Origin of the sequence: Pelotomaculum sp. FP (assembly GCF_004369245.1) — a bacterium.
Classification (GTDB): domain Bacteria; phylum Bacillota; class Desulfotomaculia; order Desulfotomaculales; family Pelotomaculaceae; genus Pelotomaculum_C; species Pelotomaculum_C schinkii.
The window spans coordinates 21,279-34,995 of record NZ_QFGB01000031.1 but is presented as its reverse complement, the minus strand read 5'-3'; the positions used below and the strand labels follow the sequence as shown (position 1 = coordinate 34,995).

Here is a 13,717-nt window from a genome sequence, read left to right as displayed (position 1 = left end):
AAGGCATACCGCAGGGCAGGGCAGGGGGCGGGATAGGCGATTCCCTAGACGGGTAAGCAATTTCTTTATCAAGGGAATAGGCAACTCCCCCTGCGCGGCTTGCCTTCTTGTGATAGCAGGCGGCTCATAACTATGGATGACCGATAATTGATATTACGCAATCTAGGTGAAAGAAGAAGCTATATCAATTTGCTGAAGGTGATTATTAAGTGAAAAACAAACATAAACCTATTATTTTAATTGCCATCATGTTGTGTTTCCTGGTTGCGGCTGGCAGCATACCTGCTTTTGCGGCAGAGAACACAGTGGATGTGGTCAGCACTGTAGCCGGTACTGGAATTAACGGCTATGCAGGCGATGGCGGACCGGCTGTTAGTGCGCAAATATCGAGTGTTTACGGGCTGGCGGTTGACAGTGCAGGCAATATCTATATACCTGATCAATACAATCATCGAGTCCGCAAGATTGACACCGATGGCAATATCAGCACCGTAGCGGGTACCGGCAATTCCGGTTATTCAGGTGACGGCGGTTCAGCCCTGAATGCAGATCTGAAAGCTCCAACAGCGGTGGCGGTAGACAGCTCTGGAAACCTCTACATTGCCGGTTATAGAAGTTATCGGATTCGCAAAGTTGACGCCAGCGGCAACATTAGCACCGTGGTGGGTACCGGGAGTTCCGGTTATGCAGGCGATGATGGACCGGCTGTCAATGCGCAAATATCATCGTATGTTTACGGGCTGGCGGTAGACGGCGCAGGTAACCTCTATATTGCTGATAGTAACAACTACCGGATTCGCAAGGTAGATAACAACGGCAACATCAGCACTGTGGCCGGGACTGGAAGCAACGGTTATTCGGGCGATGGCGGGCCGGCTGTGAGTGCGGAAATATCGGAGGTTTATCAGCTAGCCGTAGATAGCGCCGGCAATCTTTACTTTGCAGATAGCCAAAATAACCGAATTCGCAAGGTGGATACCGCTGGTGTTATTAGCACCGTGGCAGGCAACGGCGCCGGTGGTTTTGGCGGCGACGGTGGTCCGGCTACCGCCGCGCAGCTAGGTTATCCTCATGGAGTGACAGTGGACAGCGCAGGCAATATTTACATTGCCGATAGTAATAACCAGCGAATCCGTAAGGTGGACGCCAGCGGCAATATCAGTACTCTGGCAGGTAGTGGAACTTATGGTTTTTATGACGGACTGGCTACCGCCGCTGAATTTTTTTCACCGTATGGTGTGGCGATTGACGGGAGCGGTAAACTTTATATTGCCGATAATAGCAACTATCGAATTCGCCTGGTTAAGTCTGTTGAATTTGATCCAACGATACCCAGTTGGCCGGACAGGACTTTCACTGTTTCGAACCTGACCGCCACCGGCCTGACTTTGAATTGGAACCCGGCGGCAGATGATGTGGCTGTCACCGGCTACAGGATTTATGAGGGCACAACTTTACTGACGCCTGACCTGGTAACTACGACCACTTACAATGTAAGCGGGCTTACGCAGAATACCAGTTACACCTTTACCGTTCAGGCGGTTGACGGGGATGGGCACGAAAGTCTCTACGGACCCAGGGTTTCGGCAACCGCATTAGACGCCACTCCGCCCGCCTGGACCAGCGGCAGCCTCACGCAAACCGGGCTGGTTGCGGACAGCGTAACCCTGAACTGGAGCGTAGCAACCGACAACCAGAATCAACTAAAGGGCTACAAGCTCTACCAGGGCGCCGCTTTATTGACGCCTGACCCGATCACGGCAACTGCTTATACTGTGAGCGGTCTGACTCCCGCTACCCAGTATACTTTTACCGTCCAGGCAGTGGATACGACCGGGAACGAGAGCACTGATGGCCCCAGTCTCACTTTGACCACCAATGCTTATGACGTGACCCCGCCCGCCTGGACCAATGGCAGCCTTACCACTGCCGATCTGTGCCCGCAGAGTGTGACGCTGAACTGGAGCGGGGCCTGGGATAACATCGGGGTGACAGGCTATAAGGTTAAGCTCTACCAGGGCAGTGATGCCAGTACTCTGGCGGATGAAACAACCGTTACCGATGCCAGCTGTACACTGCCGCTTTTTTCCGGTACGGATAACACTATAAAAGTGGAAGCGCTTGACGCCAATGGCAACGAAAGCAGTGACGGTCCCCAGGTAACTGTTACTACCCCGAAACTCAATCCCGGAAGCACTTACCCGATTTATACCGGCCGCCCGATGATCTATGAAGGTGGACTTGTCATCGACCTGTTGAACTTAAAAGTTCCTTCAGGTGCTACTATGACAGTTACCGAATACACACCGGATCCTGTCCCAGGTCTTCAAGTGGCTGGCAAATTTATACATGCGGAATTTACCGGTTTTGAGTTCAAAGGAGCGATGAAGATTACTTCCCCCCTGGTAGAGGGAGTAAACCCCGAAAAATGTACGGTTTACCCGCTTCAAGGAAAATGGGTGACTGGCATCGTTCCAGAGGTGCAAGGTAACAATATAACCGGAACGGCGTATTATGATTACCGTTTTGTTAAAGACTTTGGCGTCTGGGAGGATACGGAGGCGCCATTGGGGTATGCCTTTGATACGCCCTCGATTTCGTCCAATCAAGTGAGGCTTGATATCAAAGAGCCCAAAGCTGGTGCAGATGTGTACCCGGACCCCGCCGGCATCGTTAGCTACAATATTTACCGTGATGATTTCCTATTGGGTCATTACGATGTGTCCCATGAATCTGGTAATTGGTGGTGGTATTTTGGCACCCCAACCTATCCAGGCTTCTATGATACTAATGTCGAGCCGGGACATACCTACCGTTACAGTGCAGAAGTCATAGACTGGTTTGGCAATATTTCAGCAAGAATTCCGGAAATCAGCGTATACATCTCAACGAGCGATGCCGATACTGTGGCAACTATCAAGGCCATGGACCTGGTTACATTTGCCGCTGGGGACAGCGTTGACAGCGTAACCCAGAACTTGGGTAGAAAGCAACAACCTTATCCCAACGCTACGGTGAGCTTTGCATCTTCAAATAGCGCGGTCCTGGATCCTAACGGCTTCTATGTAACCAAACCGGCGGATGCCGATAGTGCTGATGTTACATTAACCGAAACGATTACATGCGGGTCAGTGACTGACACCAGGATTTATAACCTGACCATACGCTGGACGGAGACCGCCCCGGCCCGAACCTGGGACGAGTTTAAAATCGCACTGGACAAATCCCAGGTGAAAAACATCGTTCTGACCAATGCAATGATGGCAGGAGGCACATATGACTGCAAGGGCAAAACGCTCATGGCCAACTTTAGCGGTGAATATATCTTCTGGCCGGATTGGCAAAAGGGTCTGAACCTGGGCAACTTTACCTTTGACGGTAATGGAGTATCAACGATAAGCAAATTTGCTTCTGTGCCCGACTACCTTTTCATTAACTTGGATAACATTAATTTCCAGGGAATGGATAATTACGGTTATATTATTAATGCTGTCGAGAATAATACCACACAGCAATATGAAGTAGTTCTCAATAATTGCCAGGTTTCCAAAACGAAACAGTATGCCGTTTTTGCTACCGCTTCTACATTGGGAACACCTGGCACAGGCAAGAAGCTGACCATAACCAACAACACTTTTGCCTCGGGGGCCAATAACCGCATTGAGGCCGGTGTCGTGACTATAACCGGCAATACCTTTAATTCCCGGCTGGAAGCCGTTGCCGGCGCCACCCTCAACGGGGTTGCCATCACGGACGCAGCTTCAGCCCAGACAGCGGCACAAGCGGTGTTGTCAGCCAACACATTTACCGGCTCTGATGCCAAAATCGTCATCTATGATACCCAAAACAATATTCTGTACGATTCAGCAGCGGTAGCATCTGCGCCTAGCTGGCCGACCGGCAGCACCCTGACGCCAAGCAATATTGCCCAAAACGGCCTGACCCTGACCTGGAGCGCGGCCACGGACAACGCGGGCGTAACCGGCTACAAGGTTTATCAGGACGGCATGGAACTGACTACGGTTGACGGCGATATCCTGACTTACGATGTTACCGGCTTGACCGCTGACACCCAGTATACCTTTACGGTGCAAGCGGGCAACGCGGCCGGAAGCTGGAGCACAGACGGGCCATCAACAACCTTATCCACACTTCCTTCCAGTGCCGCGACGGTGCTGACCGCCGGTAATGTTAGCGGAGTTGCCGGAGATGTGATTACCGTACCGGTTGATTTAACAAGTACGGGTGAAGTAACCGGAATGCAGTTTGATTTAAGCTATGACCAGACCCAGTTGATTTACCAGCAAGCCAGCCTAGGAAGCCTTACCAGCGGCTTTATGGTTAGCGCCAACCCGGTAGGAGACAGACTGAAGGTGATGATCTTCAGCGTTAGCAATACACCTATTGCCAGCGGCAGCGGGTCGGTGGTGCAGTTGCAGTTTAAGGTCTCCGAAGGAGTGCAGGCTGGACAAACAAGCACACTGGGGTTAAGCGGGGTAATTCTTTCCGATGCCCAGGGCCAACCTATTACGGCAACAGTGAACAACGGGCAATTCAGCGTACCCCAGCCTGCTGACACCGCAGCGCCCACCTGGGCAAGCGGCAGTTCGCTAACCGCCCGCAACGTAACCCAGAGCGGATTGACCCTGAGCTGGAGCGCCGCCGCGGACAACACGGGCGTGAACGGCTACAAGGTTTACCAGGACGGCACTGAACTGGCTACGGTTGATGGCAATATCCTTACGTATAGTGTTACCGGTTTAACCGTCGGTACCCAGTATACCTTCACGGTGCAGGCAGGCGACGCGGCCGGCAACTGGAGCACAGACGGCCCGGCTGCAACAGCCACGACCGAGACTGCACCGGTAAGCGATACCGCAGCACCCACCTGGGCAAGCGGCAGTTCGTTAACCACGAGCAATGTTACCCAGAGCGGATTGACCCTGAGCTGGAGCGCCGCCGCGGACAACACGGGCGTGAATGGCTACAAGGTTTACCAGGACGGCACTGAACTGGCTACGGTTGATGGCAATATCCTTACGTATAGTGTTACCGGTTTAACCGCCGGTACCCAGTATACCTTCACGGTGCAGGCGGGCGACGCCGCCGGCAACTGGAGCAGTGACGGCCCGGCTGCCACGGTATCCACATTGTCGCCTCCTGTTGGTACGGCTCCGGTGTTGACGGCTGGTAACGCCAGCGGCGGTGCCGGAGATGTGATTCAGATACCGGTCACCTTAACGAGTTCGGGTGAAGTAGCCGGACTGCAGTTTGACTTAAGCTATGACCATACTCAACTGGTTTACCAACAAACCAGCGCAGGGAGCCTGGCAAGCGGTTTTACCGTTATTACCAACCCGGTAGGTGATAACTTAAGGGTGATCATCTACAACGGGAGCAACACACCTGTTCCCAGCGGCAGCGGCACGGTAGCGCAGCTGCAGTTCCAGGTTGCCGCAGGAGTGCAAGCCGGACAGACGAGCGCACTGGGATTAAGCGGGGTAATTCTCTCTGACGCCCAAGGCCAGTCCATTGCGGTAACAGTGAACAACGGGCAATTCGGCGTACCCCAGCCTGCGGACACCATGGAACCCACCTGGCCGTCCGGCAGTACTCTGACGGCTGGCAATATAACCCAGACCGGACTGACTCTGACCTGGACCGTCGCCACGGATAACGTGGGTGTAACCGGCTTCAAGGTTTACCAGGAAGGTACGGAAGTGGCTGCAGTTGATGGTAACACCCTGACGTATAATGTTGCCGGTCTGACCGCCGGCGCCCAGTACACCTTCACCGTGCAGGCAGGCGACGCGGCAGGCAACTGGAGCACGGACGGCCCCAGCGTCACCGTGGCGACAAGCAATGCCGTAACGATTACTGATTCGAGTGTGACGATCACAGATGACGGCGCCAATAAAGATCTTGCCGTAACCGCGGATACACCGGCCGATGTCAAGATCACAGTACCTGCCAGTGTAACCGACGCGACGGTTAGCGTGTCGGCATTGCTCAACACGCCTGTCGCAGGTACGGTAACCACAACAGCTTTACCGGCGCTGGACATAGCAGCCAATACTTCCGTCAGCGCCGACCCAGTGCAGGTAACCATTCCGGCAGGAGCTACCGTAAGCGCTCCCGAAGGGTGGAACGGCGCCATTCATATGCCGGCAGTCCGGTCTAACGGTTCCGTAACGGTAACACCGGACACCGGAAAAACTGCTACAGTCAACGCTGTCATAGAAATTGGCTATGGCGATGTGCCATTGACCTTCAATAAAGCTGTAAGGATCCTGATCCCAGGGCAGGCAGGCAAAGATGTTGGTTATAGCAGGGGCGGCGTGTTCACCAAAATAACCAACGTCCTGACCTCTGACAGTCAGGAGGCGGGTGACGCTCTGATCTCGGGCGGTGATGGTAAGATTGACGCTGGTGATGATCTGGTGATTTGGACCAAGCACTTTACCCAATTTGTCACTTACACCCAAACTGCGGTTGTGTCCGACACCACCGCGCCGAGTTGGAGCAGCGGCAGTCTGACGACTTCCAGCGTGAGCCGGACCGGGCTGACCTTGACCTGGAGCGGCGCCTCAGACAACGTCGCCGTGACCGGGTACAACGTTTACCGGGGAACCACCCTGCTGACCGCGAGCCCGGTTGCTGATACCAGCTACAATGTAACCGGTCTGAGCGCGGGCGCCCGGTATACCTTCAAGGTGCAGGCGGTAGACGCGGCCGGCAATGAGAGCGCGGATGGTCCCAGTGTCACCGTGACGACAACTAGTTACAGCGGCGGCGGTAGCTCAAGCACATCGAATACGGTTAACTCCACGACAGGAGCGGCAATTGTAACACCCAGTAAGGGTGGTACAATAAGCCTTGGTGATGAAGCTACTGTAGAAATTCCGGCAAACTCACTGCAGGGAACCAGTACTGTAGAAGTAAAAATACAGAAAGTAGACCAACCTCCCGAAGTGTCTGAAGGCTTCAAACTGGTTGGTAGTGTATACGAGTTCAGCGTAGACGGCCAGGACAACTACAGCTTTGCCAAGGATGTAACCTTAAAGTTTAGCTTCAACCCGGCGGACCTTGCTTCGGGCGAAACCCCGGCTGTCTACTATTATGACGAGACTGCAGCTAAGTGGGTGAGCCTTGGCGGAGCCGTGTCGGGCTCTACCATCACCGTGAAAGTTAACCACTTCACCAAATTCGCCGTACTCGCTGCTGTCAAACAGGAAGAAGAGACTACAGTCGCTAAGGATGATATCCCCGGCCAAGAGACTACGCTCACCCTGAATGATATTGCCGGCCACTGGGCTGCGGACAACATCAATAAGCTGGTTGCCCTCGGCGCCATTAACGGCTATTCTGACGGCAGCTTCAAGCCCGACAGCAACATCACCCGGGCCGAATTTGCCACTGTGCTGGTAAAAGCATTCAAGCTGACCCCCCAGAGCGGCAAAGTGTTTGCAGACACCGCCGGCCATTGGGCCAAGGATTACATTGCCACGGCAGTTTATTACGGAATTGCCGACGGGTACGATACCGATACTTTCGGGCCGGACGATTTGATTACCCGCGAGCAGATGGCGATGATGGTGGTCAAAGCCGCGAAGCTTCCCGTGGGAACTGATGAAACCACCTTCGCGGACAGCGCGGACATCTCCTGGTGGGCCAGGAGCGTCGTAGCCACGGCTGTCGAGAACGATGTTATCAAGGGGTACCCTGATAACACCTTTAACCCTCTGGGCAGCGCCACCAGGGCCGAAGCTGTCACTGTGATCGTCAACGCCCTCAAGTAACAAATTAGCTCAAAATCATGTATGAAGGCGCAGAGGGAATCCTATACGGATTTCCCTCTGCTGGTATATTAATAACTCGACAATAACTCGACAATAACTCGACGGTCAACCTATGAAACATGCTTTGGAGCAATAACAAACCTTGCAGAATTGGAGCTGAAATGATCTGTATTAAGGAGGGTAAGGCATTGAAAAACATCAGAAATAAAGCTATGGGCATACTGCTCTTCGCATTAATTTTACTTGCTTCATACATAGGCGTATTACAACCGGCTGAAATTGCGGCAAATGCTGGTACGGCTCCGGTACTGACAGCCGGCAATGTCAGCGGCGCTGCCGGGGATGTGATCCAGGTACCGGTTACTTTAACAAGTTCAGGTGAAGTAACCGGACTGCAATTTGACTTAAGCTATGACCATACCCAGTTGATTTACCAGCAAACCAGCGCAGGGAGCCTGGCAAGCGGCTTTTCCGTTATCACCAACCCGGTAGGTGATAACTTAAGGGTGATCATCTACAACGGGAGCAACACACCTGTTCCCGGCGGCAGCGGCACGGTAGCGCAGCTGCAGTTCCAGGTTGCCGCAGGAGTGCAAGCCGGACAGACAAGCGCACTGGGATTAAGCGGGGTAATTCTCTCTGACGCCCAGGGCCAGTCCGTTGCGGCAACAGTGAATAACGGGCAATTCAGCGTACCCCAGCCTGCGGATACCATGGATCCCACCTGGCCGGATGGCAGTACTCTGACAGCCGGCAGTGTAACCTCGACCGGCCTGACCCTGACCTGGACCCAGGCCACCGACGATACCGGCGTGACCTCTTATGCCATCTACAGGGATGGGACGAAAATTGGTACGGTCGACGGGGCCTTATACAGCTACAGCGTTACCGGCCTGTCGGCAAATACATCCTACACCTTCACCGTGCGGGCGGGGGATGCCGCCGGCAACTGGAGCACTGCCGGGCCGGGCACGGGCGCTACCACCCTGGTTGCTTCAGCCGGCCTGACGCCGGTCAGCGCCGCCACCGATCACCTGGGCAAGGAGGTCATTCTGCAGTTTGACCGGGCGATGGCCGATCCCAGTGGGACCCAAAACCAATTCACGGTTAATAACGGTACGACCTCAGACCCGGTCACAGGAGTGGCCCTGGGAGCTAATACCGACCAGATCGTGCTGTTCCTGGCCAACTCTGTCTCCAGCGCCGCTACCGTTACCCTGAGCTATGCCCCGGGCACGGTTACCGCAGCCGACGGGAGCGAGCTGCAGTCCCTCACCGTTCAGGCGGTAACCAATAACGTGCTGCCTGTCAGCTCAAGCATGGTAGGCTTCGATGGAAACGCGGTGGAGACATCCTACGATGCGACCGGCGCTGTCCTGAAGTACCGCTACGTCGACCCGGTGGACTACGACAACGTCCAGCTTGCCTGGTACTTTACCAACGGGTTCGCTAACCCCATGGTGAGCAACCTGAACAGCTATGTGAAGATCTACGAGAAAGACAGCGGCGCCCCGGTAACGCTCCCGAATCTCATGACCCAGCCCAACACTCCGAAGACGTATAACGGGCCGCTGGCGGCATACTACGGACAGACCATCAACGAGCAGGTGGTTACCGACTGGTACTTCTGGCAGATAGGAGGCAACTCTCCCCTCGGCCTCGACCTGGTGAGCCGCGCTCTCAAGCCTTCCACCACCTACATCGTGGAGATCGACAAGGGCTTTACCTTCAACAGCGGAAAGTCGACCGCCACCACCTATACCTTCGAGTTCACCACGACAGCGACCTCGCAGTACGCTCCGTCCTGGGCTGATGGCAGCAGCCTCACGGTCTCAAATCTCGGAGATACCAGCCTGACTTTAAGCTGGCCGGCCGCTCAGGATAACCACGGAGTGGCTTATAATGACACTTACAGTGGTCAGTACATTCCTAACATTAGTTATAACATCTACCAGAATGGTACTCTGCTGGCCACAGTTGACGGTAAGGCCACTTCCTATGATGTTTGCCGTCTTAGCCCTGACTCATCCTATAATTTCAAGGTGGAAGCCACTGATTTTGCTAATAATCATAGCCTGACTGATCTGCAGACTACGGCCAAAACGAATGAGCAGAGCCCTGCAGTACCTATCACCAGTCCAATTGTTACTATTGATGAGAGTGGCAGCAATAGGAATCTGGCGGTAACCGCCAGTACTCCCTCTTTCCAATTGACCGTGCCGGCCAGTGTAAGTAATGCCACCCTCGATCTATCTTCATTGCTGAATACCTCCGGTGTTACCACAGCTACCAGTGCATTACCGGCGATGGACATAGCTGCTTACACGGGTATTAGCAGTTCCGCGGTAGTTGTACGCGTACCTGCCGGGACCACCATCAGCGCTCCGGCTTCATCCAATTGGGACGGCACCATCAACGTGCCCGCAGTACAGCCCAACAACACCGTGACCGTAACCCCGGATACCGGGAAAACCGCCACAGTTAACGCGGTAATAGAAGTCGGCTTTGGTGACGTGCAGCTGACATTCAGCAATGCCGTCAGGATCCTCATTCCCGGCCAGGCCGGCAAGGATGCAGGTTACTACAGGAACGGGACATTTACTAAAATAACCAACGTCCTGACTTCCGACAGCCAGGACGTTGGTGACGCGCTGGAGCCGGGTACGGACGGCAAAATCGATGTTGATAATGATCTCGTAATCTGGACCAAACATTTCACCGGGTTTGTCACTTACACCCAAACTGCTGCGTCTAGCGGTGGCGACAGTGGTGGTAGCCACAGTGGCGGGTCTGATACACGGTCGCCTGAATGGCCGGACAATGCCGCGGTGACAGTCAGCAGAAATCAAACCGAAGCCACCCTGACCTGGCCGGCAGCCACGGACAACGTAGGTGTCGTCAACTACAGAATCAAACGTGACGGGGTAGTATTGGGCAGCGTAGACGGCAGTACGACCACATACACCGACACAGGGTTGCAACAGGGCACGAACACATATGTCTGGTCGGTTGAAGCGGTTGATGCGGCAGGCAACTGGAGTACGGCCATTACCGGACAGGGTTTGTCCGGACAAAATCCTTTGTCTTTCGTTGCCGCAAGCTCCACACTGACGACAGTCAACGGTGACAATTCCACCGACGACGGCCCCATAGAGGGGAGTACCACTGTGCCGGTGAACCCCACGGTCAGGCTTTACTTTGACCGGGGTGTGACGACCGATGCTGTCTGGAGCAACAACCAGCAATGTCTTACCATGCAGGACAGCACAGGCACAAAGGTACCCATAAATGTTTTCAAATTAGACTCTACAACAATTAACGATAACTTACACTATATCTTCATCACCCCGAAGAGCAATCTGACTTCCGGGAAAACGTACAAAATCATCATCAGCAAAAATTTGACGGCCAATAACGGACATACACTCGGCGAAAACAACGGAAACACGAACGAAGTCGTTACCTTCACTGTAGCGGCAAGCTCCGGCTCTCCCACTTCCGGTGGCAGTGGGATCTCTGTTACCACCAACGGCCCCACCTATACCAACGGGAGCGCCTCTGTTGACCCGGCTGTCGGGGCGACAGTCGGATTGGGCGACCTGGCCAGGGTAGTTATACCCGCCAATGCTCTACAAGAAACCGGCTCTGTTACGGTTGACATCAAGAAGGTAACCTCGCCGCCGGAAATTCCCGCAGGCTTTAAAGCGGTAAGCGACGTGTATGAGTTCAGCGTTGGAGACAAGACTGCCTATAGCTTTGCTGAAAAAGTTGCCCTGACGTTTGAATTCGACGCTTCCCAAATCGGATCGGACGGGGTACCGGCCGTATTTTACTACGACGAGTCCCAGGCAAAGTGGGTCAATATCGGGGGCACGGTGTCCGGTTCGACCATCACTGTGGAGGTGGAGCATTTCACCAAATATGCCGTGTTTGCCGTACCAAAGGCAGCGACCCCGGTTGTCACACCCACGCAGGAAACCTTGAATGACATCGAGGGCCACTGGGCTCAAAACAACATTGAAAAACTGGTGGCCTTAGGGGCTGTCAGCGGCTATCCCGACGGCAGCTTCAAGCCCGACGGTACCATCACCAGAGCAGAATTTGCCACCATACTTGTAAAGGCGTTCAAGCTTACCCCCAAAAGCGGTAAAGTCTTTGCGGACACCGCCGGTCACTGGGCCGAAGACAATATTGCTACGGCAGCAGCCAACGGAGTACTCAGCGGTTATGACGACAACACTTTTGGTCCGGACGACCTGATTACCCGCGAGCAGATGGCCATAATGGTTGTAAAAGCCGCGCGCTTAACCATGATCTCCGAAGGAACCTCTTTTGCGGATAACTCCGGTATATCCGAGTGGGCTAAAGGCGCTGTTGCCACGGTGGTAAAGAACGGGCTTATGAAAGGATACCCGGACAACACCTTCCAGCCCCTGGGCAGCGCTACCAGGGCGGAAGCGGTGACGGTGATCGTCAACGCACTGTAACCACCGCTAATAACTAGTTGTAAAGCACAAGGGAGGAGGAAATTTGCAGTTTTCCTCACTCCCTTGTGCGCCTGGGAAAGGAAGGTAAACGATATGTTAATCAGGAGCATTTCGTGTCGTTCCGGGCTGATTGTTGTAATGCTCATCACGCTCCTGCTGGGAGCTATACCCCTGGTTGCCTACGGAGAGAGCGGCACGGATCAAGGACAGGGCGCCGGTAGCGCCGCTCGAATGGCAAAACTGCTTGGATGTGAGCCGGCGGCTACTTTAATTAGCGACCAGGGTTCTAAAATGGAATATCAGTTTGACGATTTAATTGATTACAATCACGTGGAACTGGTCTGGTATTTTCCCTTCGGTTTTTTCAAAACCTTGGAAGCCAACCTGGAAAACAACGTGAAATTTTACAATAAACAAACCAGCCAGCCTGTTGTATTGCCTAATATAGTAACTGTGCCGATTACAGTTGACAATTACTACATGGAAGTTACCGACTGGTGGTTTAAAAGAATCACTGCGCACGCCCCGCTGGGGTTGACGCTCAAAAGCACCTCGCTTCAGCCGGCCACAACCTATGTTATTGAAATCGGTCCTGATTTTGAATTCAACAACGGGCTGAAGCTGGGGAAGACCTATACCTTTGCGTTTACTACCAAAGGAATAGACACGGGCGGCACAACCACTTCCGTACCCTCTGATGAGCAAGCCACAAATCAAATGACGCCCGGCCAAACGCCAGGCTGTAGCGACATAGGCGGCCACTGGGCTGAAGCCGGCATTAAGCAGCTTGTTGCGGCAGGGATCATGAACGGCTACCCGGATAATACATTCAAACCGGATGATACAATCACACGGGCGGAATTTTGCGCCATACTGGTAAAGGCGCTCAAGCTGACCGGAGAGGCCGGTGCGGCCTTTGCCGATACCGGCGAGCACTGGGCTAAGGACTATATCGCCACCGCCGCCGCCAACGGTATCGTGCATGGTACAAGCGGGAATAATTTTGCGCCCGATGTTCCGGTCACCCGTGAACAAATGGCGCTCATGATCTGTCTGGCGAAAAAAATGACTGCGCTGGATAGCTGGCAAGACTTCAGCGATGCTGATCAGCTTTCCTACTGGGCTATGGACGCGGTGAAAACGGTTAGCGCGAAAAAGCTCATGTCGGGCTACCCGGATAACACCTTCCGGCCGCAAGACTTTGCCAGCCGGGCGGAAGCAGCAGCCGTTATTGTGAAATTATTGTAGTTGTCCATGTCGCTTACGCGGCGCCAGCATAAAACCAAAACTTGAGCCAATGTAGGCGCCATTTCAATCGCACAAAGGCGCGTTAACGCCGAACTTGTGGCAGCCAATGTAACATTTGTGCGAATGAATTCGCACCTGCATTTTGGGGTATCGCTTCGTATGCCGGACTAAAAGGGGGTGATG

Annotated in this window: 3 protein-coding genes; all 3 read left to right on the top strand. The window is 53.9% G+C overall.

The window, feature by feature from the left end; translation table 11 throughout:
• The first annotated feature begins 209 nt into the window (after positions 1-209).
• Positions 210-7,799, top strand: a complete 7,590-nt coding sequence (locus tag Psfp_RS12835; RefSeq protein ID WP_134218939.1) for a fibronectin type III domain-containing protein — start codon at positions 210-212, stop codon at positions 7,797-7,799.
• 188 nt (positions 7,800-7,987) lie between these two features.
• The gene (locus Psfp_RS12830; protein ID WP_190258606.1) at positions 7,988-12,286 is read left to right on the top strand and encodes an S-layer homology domain-containing protein; all 4,299 of its coding nucleotides are present in this window, start codon (positions 7,988-7,990) and stop codon (positions 12,284-12,286) included.
• A gap of 93 nt (positions 12,287-12,379) precedes the next feature.
• Positions 12,380-13,534 (top strand): S-layer homology domain-containing protein, encoded by a 1,155-nt coding sequence (locus Psfp_RS12825; protein ID WP_134218937.1) that lies wholly within the window; start codon positions 12,380-12,382, stop codon positions 13,532-13,534.
• The last annotated feature ends 183 nt before the right edge of the window (positions 13,535-13,717 follow it).